The organism is Terriglobales bacterium, assembly GCA_035651655.1.
Taxonomy (GTDB): Bacteria; Acidobacteriota; Terriglobia; order Terriglobales; family Acidobacteriaceae; genus DASRFG01.
The window spans coordinates 253,362-271,721 of the sequence record DASRFG010000023.1 but is presented as its reverse complement, the minus strand read 5'-3'; the positions used below and the strand labels follow the sequence as shown (position 1 = coordinate 271,721).

General features: G+C 57.9%; 16 protein-coding genes. 7 read left to right on the top strand and 9 right to left on the bottom strand.

The window, feature by feature from the left end:
• The first annotated feature begins 147 nt into the window (after nt 1–147).
• Nucleotides 148–390 (top strand): hypothetical protein, encoded by a 243-nt coding sequence (locus VFA76_09605; GenBank protein ID HZR32094.1) that lies wholly within the window; start codon nt 148–150, stop codon nt 388–390.
• Between the two features lie 74 nt (nt 391–464).
• The gene (locus VFA76_09600; protein ID HZR32093.1) at nt 465–1,475 is read left to right on the top strand and encodes a hypothetical protein; all 1,011 of its coding nucleotides are present in this window, start codon (nt 465–467) and stop codon (nt 1,473–1,475) included.
• Between the two features lie 130 nt (nt 1,476–1,605).
• Here VFA76_09600 and VFA76_09595 read toward each other — a convergent pair whose 3' ends face one another.
• Complete coding sequence (locus VFA76_09595; GenBank protein ID HZR32092.1) at nt 1,606–2,790, bottom strand: aminotransferase class I/II-fold pyridoxal phosphate-dependent enzyme; 1,185 nt, start codon at nt 2,788–2,790, stop codon at nt 1,606–1,608.
• A 177-nt stretch (nt 2,791–2,967) separates the two neighbouring features.
• Here VFA76_09595 and VFA76_09590 point away from each other — a divergent pair, with 177 nt between their 5' ends.
• From VFA76_09590 to VFA76_09575, 4 genes are all read left to right on the top strand, one after another.
• A complete protein-coding gene (locus tag VFA76_09590; GenBank protein ID HZR32091.1) occupies nt 2,968–3,960 on the top strand; it encodes a zinc-dependent alcohol dehydrogenase family protein in 993 nt (330 codons plus the stop codon).
• Between the two features lie 74 nt (nt 3,961–4,034).
• Nucleotides 4,035–6,014, top strand: a complete 1,980-nt coding sequence (acs, locus tag VFA76_09585) for an acetate--CoA ligase (protein HZR32090.1) — start codon at nt 4,035–4,037, stop codon at nt 6,012–6,014.
• Entirely contained in the window at nt 5,995–6,843 is an 849-nt protein-coding gene (locus tag VFA76_09580) for an arginine deiminase-related protein (GenBank protein HZR32089.1), read from the top strand. The genes acs and VFA76_09580 overlap by 20 nt, the downstream gene beginning before the upstream one ends.
• A 135-nt stretch (nt 6,844–6,978) precedes the next feature.
• Nucleotides 6,979–7,923, top strand: coding sequence for an alkaline phosphatase family protein (locus VFA76_09575; GenBank protein HZR32088.1), 945 nt, complete (start codon nt 6,979–6,981; stop codon nt 7,921–7,923).
• 338 nt (nt 7,924–8,261) lie between these two features.
• On the opposite strand, the gene VFA76_09570 is transcribed toward VFA76_09575, so the two are convergent.
• Nucleotides 8,262–10,625, bottom strand: coding sequence for a DNA translocase FtsK (locus tag VFA76_09570; GenBank protein ID HZR32087.1), 2,364 nt, complete (start codon nt 10,623–10,625; stop codon nt 8,262–8,264).
• A gap of 357 nt (nt 10,626–10,982) precedes the next feature.
• Here VFA76_09570 and VFA76_09565 point away from each other — a divergent pair, with 357 nt between their 5' ends.
• Nucleotides 10,983–11,174: a hypothetical protein gene (locus VFA76_09565; protein HZR32086.1), complete on the top strand. Its 192-nt coding sequence runs from the start codon at nt 10,983–10,985 to the stop codon at nt 11,172–11,174.
• Between the two features lie 56 nt (nt 11,175–11,230).
• Here the strand turns inward: VFA76_09565 and VFA76_09560 are convergent, their stop codons facing one another.
• The 7 genes from VFA76_09560 to VFA76_09530 form a co-directional block, all read right to left on the bottom strand.
• Entirely contained in the window at nt 11,231–11,602 is a 372-nt protein-coding gene (locus VFA76_09560; GenBank protein ID HZR32085.1) for a hypothetical protein, read from the bottom strand.
• Between the two features lie 56 nt (nt 11,603–11,658).
• Nucleotides 11,659–11,976 carry a hypothetical protein gene (locus tag VFA76_09555; GenBank protein HZR32084.1) on the bottom strand — a complete coding sequence of 106 codons (318 nt, stop codon included), beginning with the start codon at nt 11,974–11,976 and terminating at the stop codon, nt 11,659–11,661.
• Between the two features lie 244 nt (nt 11,977–12,220).
• The gene (locus VFA76_09550; protein HZR32083.1) at nt 12,221–13,150 is read right to left on the bottom strand and encodes an undecaprenyl-diphosphate phosphatase; all 930 of its coding nucleotides are present in this window, start codon (nt 13,148–13,150) and stop codon (nt 12,221–12,223) included.
• A gap of 24 nt (nt 13,151–13,174) precedes the next feature.
• The gene (locus VFA76_09545) at nt 13,175–14,179 is read right to left on the bottom strand and encodes a hypothetical protein (GenBank protein ID HZR32082.1); all 1,005 of its coding nucleotides are present in this window, start codon (nt 14,177–14,179) and stop codon (nt 13,175–13,177) included.
• Nucleotides 14,176–15,810 (bottom strand): pitrilysin family protein, encoded by a 1,635-nt coding sequence (locus VFA76_09540; protein ID HZR32081.1) that lies wholly within the window; start codon nt 15,808–15,810, stop codon nt 14,176–14,178. The genes VFA76_09545 and VFA76_09540 overlap by 4 nt, the downstream gene beginning before the upstream one ends.
• Nucleotides 15,810–17,291: a pitrilysin family protein gene (locus VFA76_09535; GenBank protein ID HZR32080.1), complete on the bottom strand. Its 1,482-nt coding sequence runs from the start codon at nt 17,289–17,291 to the stop codon at nt 15,810–15,812. Before VFA76_09535 ends, VFA76_09540 begins: the two co-directional genes overlap by 1 nt.
• Before the next feature lie 60 nt (nt 17,292–17,351).
• Nucleotides 17,352–18,332, bottom strand: a complete 981-nt coding sequence (locus VFA76_09530) for a threonine/serine dehydratase (GenBank protein ID HZR32079.1) — start codon at nt 18,330–18,332, stop codon at nt 17,352–17,354.
• Nucleotides 18,333–18,360: the final 28 nt, after the last annotated feature.

Sequence of the window (18,360 nt, the reverse complement as noted above, 5' to 3'; positions counted from 1 at the left end):
GCTGCAACATGGCCAGGAGCACCTGATTTTCACCATAGACGGGCAGCAGCAGTATCCCCTTTGATAGTGGTCACATCCCAATAGTGAAGTCTCACACGACCCAAATTGGAGTTGCCGCTGCCGGGACGGCGGCTTAAGAGGGGCAAAATGACGGTCAAGGAAGGTGTGTACGTTCTTGAACCTAGTGAGGGGGAACTTGTTTTAGAGTTTGAGGAAGGTGGTCCGGTCTTTTACCGCCAATGGAACGGCAGAGTCGAATTCCGCACGGCTATCTTCCCGTGGCGACCTCTGGCCAGCAACGAAGTCCAACAGCACCTAATTCTAGATACCCCGGTTGCAGATTGGCTGCAACGTCGCTTACCCGAATTCGGCCTCGAAGCTGCCGCCTGATGCTGCCTTGGGCACAGTGGTGCTTCCGCGTGGCAAGCGAATCGCCTACTGAGGCGCAATGTTAGTCTTACCGCATGTCTGCGGTTCTGGTCCTGCGCGAGTCAGAAATCCGGCGCCTGCTCGACCCCGCCGCATGCGTGCAGGCGGTTGAAGAGGCGCTCGCTGCTTATTCGAGTGGCAAAGCAGAGCTGCCCGCAGTTATTGGCCTCGACATACCTGAGCATCGCGGCGAAATTCACATAAAAGCTGGGCACCTCCACGGCGGCAGTCACTACGCCGTAAAAATCGCTTCCGGTTTTCCCGAGAATACTGAGCTCGGAATTTCGCCCAACGGCGGCATGGTGCTGGTGTTCGATGCCATGACCGGTGCTCCCGCAGCCTTCCTGCTTGATAACGGATTCATCACCGATTTGCGCACCGCCGCCGCCGGAGCGGTTGCTGCCAAGCACTTAGCTCGCAAGGAAATTCATTCTGTCGCCGTGATCGGATCAGGCGGCCAGGCCCGCTATCAGACCGAGCTTATCTATCTGGTGCGAGAATTCCGTGAGGTAAAAGTCTGGGGTCGTGACCCGGGGAGAACAGCTCGGTGCGTGGATGATCTCAAAGCCCGCTTCCAACTGCTGGGCAACGACAAGGGAATTAGCTTTCGCACGGCCGGATCAGCACGCGAAGCAGCCGCAGGCGCCGACCTGGTTGTGACCACCACGGCCAGCCGCCGGCCGCTGGTCCAGGCCGAGTGGCTCAAGGCGGGAGCTCTGATCATTGCTGTCGGCTCCGACGCGCCTGATAAACAGGAACTTGAGGTTGACGTGCTCGCTCGCGCCGACCGCATCATTGCCGACAGCATCCCACAGTGCATACGGCTGGGCGAAATCCATCACGCCCTCGAGGCCGGTGCCATCTCGAAAGAAAAAATATGCGCCGAACTGGGCGAGATAGCTTCCAGCGGCAAACCCGGTCGCCGCACCGAACAAGAAATCATCGTTTGCGATCTCACCGGCGTGGGTGTGCAGGACGTCGCCTCCGCGGCCCTGGTGCTTGCACGCGCCCGTGCCGCCGGCGTGGGCGAACGGCTGCAACTCTGAAAGATCACAAGAAGATTTCGCTAGTTAAAGCTGGAGCGAGCTACTCCGGACGTGTGAACTGCGGTGGAAGCGTGGGCCTCCAGGCCCCCGAAAAAGCTCCACAAATAATGCGGGCTTTGGCAACGCAGCTCTACGCCGCCCCGCTTCTTGTCGCGGCTACCCGCATTTGCCGCGGCGCGGCTTTCTTCTGCAGCTCTTCAAGAGTTAAATCCACCCGCGCCAGACCGCGCAATGTGTGCTCAATGTCATACCCATACCCGATACGGATATATTTACCCATCGCAAAATGTTCTCCGGGCGTAATTAACACTGAACGCTCTTGAATCAATTTTGTCATCAGCGCCTCGGACTTTATCGGCAGCTTGTAGCCAACATACGCAATCGCTGCCGCAACCGGGGGAATATAGGTAAAGATGTCGTCGTGCGTATGGATCCAGCGTTCTAGTGCCGGCAGTTGCTTGCGGATGATTGCCCGAGTGCGCTGCAGGATTTTCTCCCGCCGCATCGGCTCCATCACGATTCGCGCCAGATGCTCCGAAACCGTGCTCGGCGACAGCGTCGTGTAGTCGTGATAACTGCACACCTTTGCAATCATCTTCGGTGGACCAACAATCCATCCCAGCCGCAGCCCCGGCATTCCGAACGCCTTCGATAATCCGGATGTGATCAGCAGCTTGTCAAAGCGTCCCCAGAAAGTCGGCGTGAGCGGCCCGCCAGCTTCCGCGCCGCGGTAGATCTCGTCCACCAGCAACCAGGCATTCGCCTTTCGCGCCACGGCAACTATTTCGTCCATTTCTTCTTCCGTCAGTACCGCGCCCGTAGGATTGTTGGGATTGCACACCGTGATGAGCTTGGTCTTTTTGCTCACTGCCCGGCGCAGACCCTCGAGATCCAGCCCCCAACGCATTTTGCCATTCTCTCGCCGGGGTTTCAGCCAGAATGCGTCGGCGCGTCCGGCGTAAGCTCGGGCCAATCCCCAGGTCTGCATGTAGTTGGGCAGCATGACAGCGGCACGGTCAGTCTTTTCCAGCAGTCCCCAGACCGAAATGTAGTTAGCCTCCGACCCTCCGTTTGTGACGGTCACATGGTCCGCGGTAGCGCCGGGGTACCAAGTCGCGATGTTTTGCCGCAACTCTGGGGAGCCATTGGAATACGCGTATTTCAGTCCAAGCGACAGAAACTTCGCCGCATCCTCAGCGCCCCCCAGCACCTCCTCGATGCGCACCGGCAAGACGCCGCTTTCGGAGAGGTTGTACTCCACCTCGTTCTCAAACAGGCACTGCGTCCGTTCCATCTTGAAAAGATCAATGCGCACGTGGCCTCCTTGGCCGCTGATCGGGTTTGTGTAACGCGGTTAGCTCAACCGCGCCGACTTTAACAGACTGCACAACTGCTGTAAACGCGCTCGCTGCTCGGCACTTTCTTAGCCAAAGCCAAGCCGCTTCTTGCGCCGGCAATAGGCCTCTCATAGACTGGCCTCGTTATGCGAGCGATGGTGCTGCAAGCGCCGAAGAATGCAGACGAAAATCCGTTGCGCCTGCTCGACATCACCCCTCCTTCTCCGGACGCTCGCGAAATTTGCGTTCGCGTTCAGTATTGCGGTGTTTGTCACACCGATTTGCATATCGTCGAGGGTGAGCTTCCATTACCCAAGCTGCCGCTTGTGCCCGGCCACCAAATCGTAGGGGTGGTAGAGGCCCTCGGCAGCAACGCGCACAAATTCCGTGAAGGTGACCGCGTCGGCATTCCCTGGCTGCACTCCACCGACGGCGTTTGCAGATACTGCCTGTCCGGCAACGAGAACCTTTGTGATCACGCGCGATTCACTGGCTACCACGTAGATGGTGGATACGGAGAGACAACTATCGTTGCCGAAGACTTCGCTTACGCGCTTCCTCACAGTTTTTCTGGAGCTAACGCCGCGCCGCTGCTTTGCGCCGGCATCATCGGCTACCGTTCATTTCGGTTGAGCAATGTACAGAAGGGGGAGCTGTTGGGTCTGTACGGTTTCGGCGCATCCGCACACATCGTTCTCCAATTTGCGCGCTACCTGGGTTGCGAAGTGTACGTTTTCTCCCGCACCTCGGCCCATCGCGAATTAGCGACGAGCTTAGGTGCAGCGTGGGTAGGCGGAAGTGACGAAAAACCTCCACACCAACTGGATGCAGCCATCATCTTTGCGCCCGCTGGACAATTGGCCATAACAGCGCTGAGCGCTGTCCGGCGAGGGGGAACGGTTGCCCTGGCAGGCATCACAATGAGTCCTATCCCGCAATTTAGTTATGCTGCCATCTACCACGAGAAAATCTTGCGTAGTGTGGCGAACAGCACCCGCAGGGACGCCCTCGACTTTCTGGAGCTGGCCGCCGAGGTGCCGGTGCACACAGAGATCGAAGTATTCCAACTGGAGCAGGCCAATCTGGCCCTGCAAAAGCTCAAGCACAGCCAGATAAAAGGCGCCGCGGTGCTGCGGGTTGCGACTTGACCCTGCCAAACCCGCTCCTTCCGTTGTACCATTGCGGGTTGCGCGTCTCCTGATCTTCGATCCGAGGCCTCTGAATGCCCCAAGATGCAGCCACCGTCCAGCCACAATCCAACATTGACTCCGTCCTCCAGGAGAGCCGCAGTTTTCCTCCTCCAGTTGAATTTGCCCGCCAGGCGCATGTAAACAGTTTGGAGGAATACCACCGCCTCTACGATTTGGCGGACTCTGATCCCGAAGCATTCTGGGGAGCAATTTCCCGCGATCTACACTGGTTCAAACCCTGGGAAAAGGTTCTGGAGTGGAAAGCGCCCTGGGCGAAGTGGTTTGTTGGCGGCCAAATCAATCTTTCCTATAACTGCCTCGATCGCCATGTCGCTACTTGGCGCAAGAACAAAGCCGCCATTATCTGGGAAGGTGAGCCTGGTGACACCCGCACCCTTACCTATCAGCAGCTGCACACTGAGGTACAGCGCTTTGCCAATGTTCTGAGGTCACTCGGAGTTGCCAAAGGCGACCGGGTGGCAATTTACATGGGCATGGTACCGGAACTGCCGATTGCGATGCTGGCCTGCGCGCGGATCGGAGCGGTGCACTCGGTTGTGTTCGGAGGTTTTTCTGCCAACGCTCTAGTGGATCGCATCACCGACGCTCAAGCCAGCGCTGTCATCACGCAAGATGGCGGGTTCCGCCGTGGCTCCGAAGTTCCGCTGAAAAAGGCGGTCGACGAGGCGCTGCCCTCATGCCCCTCAGTGAAAAGTGTAGTCGTCTATCGTCGCACCGGAAGTAAAGTCCACATGGAGCCCGGTCGCGATCATTGGTGGCACGAGTTGATGGCGGGCGAGACCAACGCGATCTGTCCCGCCGAGCCGCTCGACGCCGAACACCCCCTCTATATTCTTTACACCTCGGGCACCACCGGTAAACCCAAGGGCGTGGTCCACACCACCGGCGGCTATTCCGTCGGCACTTACATCACCACGAAGCTGGTATTTGATTTGAAGGACGAAGACACCTATTGGTGTACTGCCGACATCGGTTGGGTCACGGGACACAGCTACATTGTGTACGGTCCGCTGCAGAACGGCGCCACCACCCTGATGTACGAGGGAGCGCCGAACCATCCCGAGCCCGACCGGTTCTGGCACATGATTGACCGCCATCAGGTCACGATTTTCTACACCGCTCCTACCGCGATCCGCACCTTTGTTAAATGGGGCGAGCAATGGCCACGCCGTCACAAGCTCGACAGCCTTCGGCTGCTGGGTACAGTCGGCGAGCCCATCAACCCGGAAGCCTGGATGTGGTATCGCGACGTCATCGGCCACAACCGTTGCCCCATCGTGGACACCTGGTGGCAAACCGAGACTGGCATGATGATGATTACTCCGCTGCCGGGGGCGATTTCCGCCAAGCCCGGTTCGGCCACCCGCCCATTTCCAGGTGTAGCCGCTGACGTGGTCACCCGCGAAGGCAAGCCGGTTCCGCTGGGCTCAGGCGGGTATCTGGTGATCAAGAAGCCCTGGCCTGCGATGCTGCGTACCATCTACGGCGATCCCGACCGCTACGTCAAACAATACTGGTCGGAAATTCCCAATATTTATTTCACTGGCGACGGCGCTCGCAAAGATAAGGACGGCTACTTCTGGATCATGGGCCGCGTAGACGACGTCATCAACGTGGCTGGCCACCGCTTGAGCACGATGGAAGTGGAGTCAGCGCTGGTGGCTCATCCCAAGGTGGCTGAAGCCGCCGTCGTCGGTCGCCCCGATGATGTAAAAGGTCAGGCAATTTCCGCTTTCGTCACGTTGGAGCAGGGGAATGCTCCCTCGCCCGAACTCAAAGAAGAACTGCGCCGCTGGGTGGCAAAAGAAATTGGTGCCCTCGCTAAGCCAGACGATATTCGCTTCTCCGACGTTTTGCCCAAGACCCGCTCCGGCAAGATCATGCGTCGTCTTCTGCGCGAGCTGGCCAGCAGCGGCGAGGTCAAAGGCGACGTGACTACGCTTGAGGACTTGAGCGTCATTGCCAAACTGCGTGAGAGCGAAGAAACATAAATCAAAGCCCCGCGTCCTCCTCTGTCCGCCGACTTACTTTGAAGTCCGTGGCATTACCAATCCGTACATGAAAGATGCGCCGCCGGTTGACCATGCGAAGGCGTTGGCGCAATGGGATGCTCTCCGCCGTGCATTCGACGACGCCGGCTTTGTGACCCACACCATTGATCCTGTCCCAAATCTGGAAGACATGGTGTTTACTGCCAATCAGATATTCGTGGGACATTCCCCCAAACACGGCAAGTTCGCCGTCCCCAGCCAAATGCGCTTTGCCTCCCGCCGTCTCGAGGTGCCGTATTTTGTCGAATGGTTCAGGGCTCGCGGATACCAGATCATAGATCTGGATCTCGGGGACGAATTCCTCGAGGGCCATGGAGACTTGCTCTGGGACGCCGACGGGTCACGGATTTGGGCTGGCTATGGCTACCGCTCTTCGCGCGGCGGCGTAGAGAAATTTGCTGACGCCATGCGCCAGGTCGAGATTCCTGTGACTCCGCTTCAGCTTGTGGATCCTTATTTCTATCACCTTGACACCTGCTTCTCCCCACTAAAGCCCGGAGCAGTCATGATTCACCCTGGTGGATTTTCCCCAGCTGCTTTGGCCACCATTCGCGGCGCTTTTCCCCGCATTTACGAAATAGATCGGGAAGATGGCTTGGGGTTCGCGTGCAACGGGACCGTCGCAAATGGCAGGTTCATCATCTCCCACCTGACAGAATGCGTCGCCGCAGCTCTGAAAAAAGAAGGCCTGACGCCCGTAGTGGTTGATACCTCGGAGTTTGAAAAGTCCGGCGGCAGTGTCTTTTGTATGAAGCTTTTCTTCGATTGAGCCACTCCGCATACCGGCTACTCCCGATTTACCGCAGAGAAGGTCCCGCATTCCGCCCCCCATGACAACTTTCTCCACACACTCTGGCTCTAACTCTTAACAGGTTAAGTGTGACATAGCTTCAGGGAGCTGAATGTGAGACATACGTTCGAACTGTTTTTATTGACTCTGTTGGCAGTCTGCTTGGGTACCGGTTGTGGCGGCGTGAAGGGCCTGACCTCACCAGGCGGCAGCCCTCCGCCTCCGCAGGCGGTTAAGCACGTTTTCTTTGTAGTCGAAGAAAACCACAGCTACTCTAGCGTGATCGGCAGTACGGCGATGCCGTTTCTAAATAGTTTGGCCAATCAGTACGGGTTGGCGACTAACTATTTCGCCAATCTGCATCCTTCAATTAACAACTACTTTTTATTGACCACCGGCAAAATAATCACGCAAGATCTCCTGCCCGTCCCCGACTCGTTCAGCGGTATCGTGAACGACGACAACATCGTCCGCGAGCTCATCTCCGCGGGCAAGACCTGGAAGTCATATGCACAGAGCTTGCCTGGTGTCGGCTACACCGGGCCTGATGCTTATCCCTACCTCGAGCGGCACAATCCGGCTTCTTATTTCAGCGACGTGAGAAATAGCGCCGTGCAAGTTGCCAATCTTGTGCCATTTACCCAGTTTGCTGCCGATCAGACCAACGGAACATTGCCGAATTTCTCTTTTATCGTGCCGGACGCGCAGCACAGCGCCCACGATTGTCCGGACGGCACCCAGAACTGTCCCGATGCTGTCCGACTCTCGAATGCAGACAATTGGCTGCGTTCCAACATCGGCCCGCTGATTTCCAGCCCGGCCTTTCAACAGGATGGGTTACTGGTGATTGTCTTTGACGAATCTTTCGCCAGCGACCTGCGGTTTGGAGGCGGTCACGTGGCAGCCATTGTGGCCGGTCCAAGGGTCAAGAAGTCCTTCAAATCGCAGACTTTCTTTCAGCATCCCAGCACGCTGCGGCTGCTGGTGGAAAGCAGCGGCGCGGCCGACTTGCCCGGCCTCTCGGCCATCGCTCCCGATATGGGTGAGTTCTTCAAATAATCCGAAAAGTGCAGGACCGAGCACTACCCATTCTCCTGGGAGCGGACTGTGCTCTCAAAACGCCAGGGAGCTGGTCGCGTGGACAGCCCACGCTACCAACTCCTTGACCGTGCCGCTCTCCCCCGTGGGACCAGCACGGTGGCATTCGTTGGGCCGCAAGCACTGGCGTGAACAGCCGCTACGTGGCACGCGCCATGCCGCGTCCGGAGCCATCAACTGGGCCGCAATCCGTGTGACGATTGTTCCGATTGTGCTGCAGAAAACAATTCAACGCAGTGACCCGAGTCACGACCGTAAGTGACTCTGTGGAAAACTCGAAAACTGGGGACTGCCCCTGCCTACCTCATACTCTCTTCCACTTCGCTGATCCAGTTCGGACGCTTCAGTACTTCGCGCGGCTTCGGCCCGTCCGCAGCGCCCACGATTCCATCGCGCTCCATCAGATCAATCAGGTGTGCGGCCCGTCCATAGCCGATCCGCAGCCGCCGCTGCAGCAGGGAAGTGGAGGCCTTGCCAAACTCCAGCACTAGCCGCACGGCATCTTCGTACATCGGATCGTGTTCCGCCTCTCCTTCTTCGCCCCCGTCACCCGCAGCGCTCGCCTCGCCTTCCTCTTTCGGCGCCTCCAGAAATGCCTGCTGATATTCCGCCGTTCCCTGCGAGCGCCAAAACTCCACCACCGCCGCAATCTCTTTTTCCGTGACAAAAGGCGCGTGCAGACGGTGCACCCGCGCCGAGCCCGACGGCAAATACAGCATGTCGCCGCGTCCCAGCAGTGCTTCCGCCCCGTTCGCATCGAGAATCGTCCGCGAATCTACCTTGGTCGCCACCCGGAACGAAACTCGCGCGGGGAAATTCGCCTTAATCAGCCCGGTAATAACGTCCACTGAGGGCCGCTGCGTCGCCAGCACCAGGTGAATTCCCACCGCGCGCGCCATCTGTGCCAGCCGGGTAATGGACTCTTCCACGTTGCTCTGGTCGAGCATCATCAGGTCGGCCAGTTCATCAATAATGATCACGATATATGGCAATGGCCGCTCTTCTGAGCCTTCGTCAAAAAGGCTAGGCGTATCTTCGTCGAAAAGATGGTTGTACTGGTCAATATTGCGGACGCCCTTTTGCGCCAGCAGCTTCAGCCGGCGCTCCATCTCCCGCACCGCGTTGCGCAATGCGTTCGCCGCCAACTTTGGCTCGGTGATAATGGGCGTATAAAGATGCGGCACGCCTTCGTAATTGCCCAGCTCCAGCCGCTTCGGATCCACCAGAATCAGCCGCACCTGCTCCGGCGTCGCCTTATACAGCATAGACATGATCATGGCATTGATGGCCACGCTCTTGCCCGCGCCGGTTGAGCCCGCGATCAGCAAGTGCGGCATCGTGCCCATGTCCGCCACTGTGATTCGCCCATTGATGTCCTTGCCCATGGCCAGGGTGAGCTTCGACTGGCACGCCGCGTACTCCTGCGACTCGATCATCTCCCGCAGCCAGATGGTCTCGCGCTGCCGGTTCGGGACCTGAATGCCTACCGTTGATTTCCCCGGCATGCGCTCCACCAGGATGCTCTCCGCCCGCAGCGCCAGGCACAGATCGTCGGTCAGGCTGATGATGCGGCTGTACTTGATACCCGCTTCCGGCTTGAATTCAAACGTGGTCACCACCGGCCCGGGATTGATCTGCGTCACCTGCCCATGCACGTCGAACTCGGCGTACTTCTGGGTGATCATCTGGGCCAGCATCTTCAGTTCGTCTTCGTCAATGACCTGCTGTTCGTCCGGACGATGCAATAGACTGCTCGAAGGCAGCTTGTACCCGCCGGCGATCCGCGGCAGCGTCGTCTTGGGCTGGGCGGATGCGTCGGCACGCTCTGCCACCTCGGGTTCTGGCTCCGGCTGCGGCTCAGCCGGTTCGGTTCCCAGCACCTGCGCCGCATGGCGCGAAAGCGCCTCTGAGCGCCGCTCCTCTTCGTCTTCGCGGTCGATACCCGATTTCCCAACCATTGTTGTCTGCTTGCCCGGGACCAGTTGCGCCGTTACCACCGGCTTGGCAGCGCGCCGCCGGTCAAGCTCCTTCTGCAGCTTCTCTTTGCGCTTGGCGGTGCGCCAGTCTTTCCAGCGCTCCCACAGCGCAATGGCAAAGCCAAAATGCGACGGTAGCCACACCTGCATCGCGCTGAAAGAAAACGCCGTGGAGAGGTAGAGCGCCACCGCAATCACCGTGATCGAAATAATGTAAGCGCCGATCAGGTTCAGGTAATGGATCAGAAAATCGCCCATCACCCGGCCCAGCAACCCTTCCACTGGAATCTCGTGCCGCCAGCGCAGGTGACCGGGCAGCAGCGCTAGGAGCGCCGGCACAAATGCCAGCAGCCATACCGCTCCCATGGCTTTGGCAATCGGCGACGAAGTTCGCCGCGAGCGGAACCAGCGCGCCCCCAGCATGGCCAGCACAAACGGCAGGATGAACACTCCGATGCCAAAGAATTGCAGAAACAGGTCGGAGGCGATGGCGCCGGCAATGCCAATCCAGTTGCGGGCGGCGTGCGAGCTGGTGAGAGAAGACGCGCTGTTGAACGAGGGGTCGAGCGGCGAGTACGACGCCAGCGCGAGGAACAGGAGGGCCGCGGAGACGATCAGCAAAAACCCAATCAGCTCATTGAGCCGCCGGTTGCTGGTCGGCACGAGGGCGCTTGAAAGATATCTCATAGGCGCAGGGCACACTTCCATGATGACGTCGCTTCAGCCACAGCCAAAGACACACCTTCACCCGTGTGCATCGCATTACGCCAGAGCCAGACGATTATGCCAAAAACCTTAGTCCGGGAAAGGAAATATTCTGAGGCTAGTGACGAGTTAGGTGACGGGGGGGACAAAACAGGCCCCGTTCAGCCCTTAGTACAAGGAAATAACCCGGTAGGTTATTTAAAAAATGGCAGCACATCGAGTGGTCCGAATATAGGTAAGTCGTTGACTGGTATAGAAGGGAGGGGGATAGTTCGCGCGAGCCTTGCCAAACTTCATGCCGGCGTCAAGTACATTGATCAACGTACACTGGGGAGCACGATGAGAATCTTGAACATTGTCAGCGGAATTGCGGTTCTACTCACCACGCTGCACCTAGGACATGGGGTGCACTTCTTTCTTACCACCCAGCCTCATGCCGGCGCTGCTTTTTGGGCAGGGATGACGACGGCTGTGGTGGTCGGCACCTTCTCATTCATTGGTGGCTTTTTATTGCTGAGGCGAAGCTGCTGAATCCCGGACCCTCCTGGTGTCAGCAACACCACGGTGGGATACGCAAGAATTGTGCTTTATCTGAAATCGGTGTGCATGTGGAAGAAAAATAACCACACGAAAAATCCGGCCAGAGAAAGCAACAGTGCGCACCAGGCAATGGAGAGCAGGGACAGCATTTTGCGCGTGCCGTGCCCAGTGGAGAATGACCTCGTTAATAAGACGATTGCGGTTGCAGGGACTATGAACACCGTCGCCAAGCCTACCGTACAGAGTACCTCGCTCCATCCCCCCGCTACCGCACCCAGCCCCGTAGCTTTCTGCGATTCCATTCCCTTGAAGGCGTTGTACACCCCGAACAAAAAGAAGGGAAGCGATGGGAGCCAGGCGAGCGCGACGCCCCAAAGAAAGCGTTTCCTTTTCAGATCGTCGGTGTGAACTTCTTCCATGTGGCAGGAGAGGTTGTCACAACCTCAGAACAAAAAGCAAGTAAGGTCTTTCTGGATTAAGAGTGCGGGTGGTCCCGGCTAAGATCTCTCACTTCCTGCTTCAGTTCTCTGAGCGCAGCCGTCAGGTCCTCGTCCTGAGGCAGAACGATAACGCGGGCCCCAGGCGCGTTCTTACCGGCCCATGCCAGCATTTCCATGCGATCCTGCACCTCAAAGCCGATGAGCACGGCGTCAAACAGAGCGGGATCATGCAAGGTGCCCAATTCCTGCTTGGCCAGGACTGAGGTGACATAGTATCCAGCCGCCCGCAACAAATGGTGTCGGTCTTCAAGCAACATTTCATCGTACCCGATGGAGAGAACCCGCTTGGACATGCGTTCTCCTGAGAACGCCAGCTATTCTTAAGTGTATAAGACTAATTCTGGTGGCACAAGTGAGAGTGCAGTAGAAAGGCAAGCGTTTTTAAGTTCGCAACATGAGAGTACTAGAAAGCGAACATGGAAAAGGCACGGCCGCTGGGCGGAATTGGGGTCGAAACAGCAAAGCTAGGGCCAGCGGCAGGGGCCCTGATTCGGTAATAGAAGTGGGGATCTCGGGGGGGAGGTCGCGTTGGGAGAGTTAGTGCACCGCGGCCTTCGCCGTCCAAATCAGCACTGCCACTCCCAGCGCGATGCGATACACCGCAAACGGCGCGAATCCCCGGCGGCGCACCCAGTTCATGAACCACGCGACCACCAGGTAGGCGACGATAAACGAAACCAAAAAACCAATCCCCAGCACCAGCCACTGGTGGGCATCCGCCGGGGCGACACCAATTTCAGTCGCGCCCGGTTTGTGGTGCAACGACTTGAAGAGATCGTAGCCGGTGGCCGCGATCATGGTAGGTATGGAAAGGAAAAACGAAAATTCGAGTGCCGCTGGTCGCGACATGCCAGCCAATTGCCCGCCGGTAATGGTCGACATGGAACGCGATGTCCCCGGAAACACTGCCGAAAACAGTTGGCAGAGGCCGATCCAGACCGCCTGTCCCAGGCTCATTTGCTCGACTTTTTCTGTGCGGAAGCCCACTATGCTCGCCTCCGACACCGCGCTGGCCGCGCCTACCGAACCCGCCGGCAACGGTCGAGGTTTTCCGTACACCGCGTCCACCACCCACATAATCACGCCGCCCACGATGAGCGAGGTCGCCATCACGTGTACGCTCTCCAGGTTTTTCCCAATCACTTTGGTCAGCAAAAATGCCGGGACAGCCGTCACCACAAAAGCAACAGTAGTCAGCGTCAGCGGATGGCTCCAAACGCTGTGCTTGCGATCAGGCCCATAGGGAAAGGTCGAAACAAAATCGCGGATGCGCTCCCGGAAATAAATTGGCACGCAGAGGATCGCGCCCAGCTGGATGACAATGGAGTACATCTTCCAATATCCGCTCGCCAGGTCCATGCCCACAAATTTCTCAAAGAGCCGGAGATGCGCAGTGGAGCTGACAGGAAGAAATTCCGTCAGGCCTTCGATGATGCCGAGTAAAAAAGAGAGCAAGTAGTCGTGCAAATTGGCTCCGGGTGGGCGCGGCCGTCAATCTGTCGCGTTGCCGTAGGTTGGAATGTTTTGCTGCATCATGTATAGCAGGGTTTGGGCGCGCGCGCCCCAGTCGCTTTGCGGATACTTGGAAACAATTTCCTGCGCTATCCGCATTCCATCAGCCTTGGCCTCGTCAGCTTTCTTGGGCTGTTCTTCGGTTTTGTAGATATCAATCAGGGCTGCGAGCCGCCAGGCGGCGTCATAAAGGGCTTCGGGAGCAGCCGTCGAATTGGGGTATTCGCGGGCGTACTTCTCGTATTTCTCGGCCTCTTTGCGGGGGCAATCGGCGCTGCCTTGCCAGTCCCCGCAAAGCTTGTTCTCAATCAGGTGGAACGCGGCCAGATCAGCCCACTTGGTATGAGGGTATTTCTTCATGACCTGTTTCATCAGTTCTTCGTTCATGCCCGAGCGGAGGAAAGCTTCTTTTGTCCGGGCGGAGGGACGCGACATTACATCCTCACGGTCCAGTTGCCAGCGAATATCCGCTGCACGATACAGTGCTTCACCGGCCAGTGGCGAGTTGGGAAAATATTCCTGGGTCCGCGAATACAAGTAGAAAGCATCCTGAGCGGCGCCTTTGCGTCCGTGCGCACGACTGGCCTCGGCTTCGGCGTCGGCCGCCGCACCGTAAAGAATCTGGTCGCCGTTGGGAGTTGACGCGCGCACCACGCCTTTGTCGAGGATCCAACCGGTAATGTCGCGCTCGTCGGGATTCTCGCTCTCCTCCGTCATCGCTCGGGTGGTTCGCTGCCCCAAAAGCGTCGCCAATACGTGGATCCATTTGTTGCTCTTTTCCAGGATGGCGACCTCGCGTCCGCGCTCCACGTCAGCCATTTTGGACGATGTGTTGTCCGGCGAGAGGTAGATCGTTGCCACGCGAACAAGCACTCCGTGCTCCGCCTTGCCTGGCTCAGCCGCTTGAGCGCACGCCGTTAAACCCAGGAGAAAAACGGCGCTGAGTTTGGCAAAGGTCGCTCCGCTGTTAACTTGCATCCTCAACGGCTTTCTCCGGCTGGCGTCTCCGCGGTCTCGAACATGTCGGCAGCTTTGACCACTGAAATGTTGGCGCGCGGAATGTTCAACGGAAACGCAGCCCAGCGTTTATCTTGCTCGAGCATTTGCTGTTTCTCGGGAGGGATCGGTTCCGATATGTGGTATTCCGCTAAAGTTTTCGACTGCACGTTCGTGCTGTTGGCAATATCGTCGGCCAGCTTGGCGCCTTCTTTTTCGTTGGTGACGATCACGTAGTCGAGATTTTGTTCCTGCAGGTGCTTCTTGATGGCGGCATTCACCTGCTCCGGCGTGACCGCATCAATTTGCGCCAGCATGGTATCAAGATAACCATGGTCGCGCATGTTGTAGAACAAATCGTCGAGCTTGTACCCGAGCTGCCTGGATTTGCTCTCCGCGTAATTCAGGTAGAGCGTCCGCGCTTTAATCTTTGCTTCGGCCACTTGTTGCGGCGTCAGAGCATTTTGCAGGAAGTCGTCCAGTTCCGCGGTCATGGCCTTCATGATGAAATGCGTATATTGATGTGCGACTGGACGTATCCAGATGCTGAAATATTGCTGGTCGCGGGGAGTGCCAGGAGGGGGAAACAAAAATTGCGGTCGCCCGTAATAGTACTCGGTGTATGAATAATCGCCGTAGTTATAACCACGCTCACCGCGAATATCGTGATACAGCTTGCCAAAGCTGTCGCGGTGAATGCCCAGAAAAGTATTGCCGACAAACAGTGGCCAATAATCAGGGTCACCCCGCTTCACGTCAATGGGGAAGCCGAGGTGCAGCCCGGTGGCAATGGCGTTGGGTTGGGTGATGATGAGCACGTGGTGTCCGGGGGCCGCAACCGTGCGCGACACATTCAGCGGCTTCATCGGCATTTCGCCGGGCGGCAACGCCGACATCAGTTTTTCCAAGGCGCGCGGGTCATTGATGGTGGTGGCCACGTACATGTTTCCGCCGACGTAGAACCGCTTGGAGAAGTGGTTGAGATCGTCACGCGTGATCGCCTTCAACCCCTGCACCGTGCCCGCGGTGAGATTGCCGAGTGCAGTGCCGGAGAAGACGTAATTGTCGAGGGTGAGCAGCCCGAGAGATTCTTCATCTTCGAAACGCAAGCTCGATTGGATGTCGGTGAGGGATTCGCGCCGCAGCCGTTCCACCTCCGGCGCCACCCACAACGGCTGGTTCAAAATGGGCTTCAGCACGCGTGCTACAAACTCGTCGAAGTTCTCGCGCGGAACAGCCATCGAGAATGTCGTCGTTTCTTTGTCCACCAGCACCGTAGGAAACGCCGCGGAGCCCCATGGGCGCGTGATCTCCGCCAGCTTTTGCGTGGTGGTCGGATTCTTAGGATCGCCGAAACCCGCCTCGATCAAGCCCCGCGCCGCGAGCTTGGCTGTTCCTTCTTTGCCGGCGGGATCGTCCGCCGATCCGGTGCGCGCCATGATCTGAATCTCGTAGAGCGGGGAAGCGGAAGGTACCGTTACCAGGTTCGTGCTGAAGACATGGACATCTTGCGGGCGTATCGCTTTGCGCTTAGGAGGATGTTGAGCGGATGCCGCCAATGTGCAAATCAAAATGCACGCGGTGATCGCGCCGCTTCTGAGCATTCGCAGTTGGCCCATTACCGGACCTCCTGCTTGCCTTTGGTTGGATTTGTTGCCGCGCTTTGTGCTCCCTGCCAGAGTGTGGTTACAATCCTGCCCCGGGGGATGAAATATTTTGCGGCGTAAGCGTCAATGTCCTTCGGTTGAAGCCCGTCAATCGCCTGCATGAGGGTGTCGAAGACGTGCGCGTCGCGATTGAGGCGGTAGTACCAGGCAAAACGCTCGGCGATGTCGCCGGTGGAATCCAGACTGGCTAGAAAGTCGTTACGTACTTTGCTCTTCACGACCTTTAGAACCCGTGCAGCATCGCGCTGCTTAGAGAAACTTTTCAGGTCGTCCACCCCGCCTATGACGTCATTCTGGACGTCGCTGACGTAGGCTTTGTCGTCCTTACGGAAGCGATCGAGGAGCAGTTGTGAATCGAGCACCAGCAAGTGAGGGTCGGTGGACTCCAGCAGTTCTGGGCCGTTCAGAATAGAAAAGTCCGTGACCGTCTGCTTCTGGTAGCGCAATTTCTGGAATAAGGGCGCTGAACGCGAGGTCAGCAACTCTGGTAAGACCATTGTGACTGCTGTTTCTTTGGTTCCAGGCTGCATGGCGGGAGTGTGGTATCCCACAAAAAGCCGCGGTGAGACGTCAGCGTCCCAAGGCACGTGCAGTTGCTGCGGCCCCTGGGGTTGCTGCTCGGCAGGAATCTGCGGCGGCTGCGATGGTTTCCAGTCGCCATAATGCTTTTCCGCCTGCGCGAAAATCATCTTCGGATCGACGTCGCCCACAACCACGAGGGCGACATCATTCGGCTTATAGTAGTTACCGTAGAACTCCCAGGCCGCATCCCAGGCGTTCGGCATGTTCTCTACGTCTTCTCTATAACCGATCACTGTGTGTCCATAGGGGTGGTTGGGAAACGCCAGTGGCGAAAACTGCTCAATCGCCTTCTGACCTGGATCGGAAAAATCGCGGCGATATTCGCCGAGCACCGCGCCCGCTTCCACCTGAAAAGTTTTGCGGTCGAGTGTGAGTTTCTTGAAGCGCGCAGCCTCAAGCTCCATAAGACCCGGAGCAGGACCGTCGGCACGCTGCACCGGGCCCACCAGGTTGTCAGTAAAAGTAGTGGGGTGGTAATAGGTCAGGTCATAATCGGTCCAGGCGTTATTGAAAGCGCCCAGGCGACGCACTTGGGCCTCATATCCACCGGGCTGCCCGCCATACTCGTGGCGGAACATGATGTGCTCGAACAGGTGTGCCAGTCCGGTCTTGCCCTTTTTGGTTTCGTTTCGCGAACCTGCAAAGACGGCAGTCGAGTAAGTCACCATCCCGTGGAACTCGGGCGTGGGAATCACGACCACGTCCAGACCGTTGGCTAGCTTCTTGGTCTTGACCTCGTAAGGGAAGAAGCGGGGAGGATTTGTGGACTTCGGCGCTGGCGCGGCGATCAGAGCAGTAGTGAACACGAGTAGAACCGGGGCTATAAAGCAGGTTTTTCCCAGGAACATCATTGACCTCACGTGAACCTAAAATTCTACACGAGTAGCGGGATTTGCAGACCGGAGGGCGCTTCAGGCTGGCTTGTGATGTTCACCCAAAATCTCTGACAGCAACTTTGGTTCAACATTGCCGCCGCTAACGACGGCGACATTTACCCGGGTGCGCGGCAGTTGATCGCGGTGGAAGAGAAAGGCGGCTACGCTGACCGCCCCGCTCGGTTCGGCAACTACCTTAGGGTCGCCGGCCAGACGCCGCATGGCCTCGCGGATTTCCTCTTCCGTTACGGTGATCACATCATCCACAAAGCGCCGCATGTGATTGAACGGAATCTCGCCGACGCTCTGGGTGCGGAGGCCATCAGCAATCGTCCGGGCGGTCTGCTCGGCGGTAAACGCCACCACGTGTCCGGCGCGCATGCTGGCGTTAGCATCCGATGCGAACTCCGGCTCTACCCCGATTACCCGGATTCGTGTTCCGTTTCTGGACTGCCCAGCGCCGCTCCCACGGCTCAGCTTGAGCGCGGCGGCGATACCGCTTACCAATCCGCCTCCTCCGACCGGAGCCAGCACGGTTTCGACCTCCGGCAGGTCTTCGAGTATTTCCAGGCCAATGGTTCCTTGGCCGGCGATGATGCTCTCATCGTTATAGGGCGGAACAATGACGTACCCATGCTCTTTCGCGAGTTCTTCAGCGCGCGCGCGCCGTTCTTCGCTGCCGGGTCCGACCAGTACAATCTCGGCCCCCATTGAGGCCGTGCTCTCGCGCTTAATCGCAGGTGCGGTGCGGGGCATTACGATGACCGCCCTGACGCCTAGAGCGCGCGCTGCGTAGGCTACGCCTTGAGCATGATTTCCGCTGGAATATGCGATCACACCGTGACTGCGGTCTTCAGCCGAAAGAGAAGAGATTTTGTTATACGCGCCACGAAGCTTGAAGGAGCCAACCGGCTGGAGGTTCTCCGGCTTCAAGTAAAGGAGTTGTTCCTCTTTACTCCCAGGTTGGGACTGCAAGTGCGCCAACAGCAACGGAGTATGAACAGCAACATCGCGCAGCCGCGCCTGAGCTTGTTGGATTGCCTCC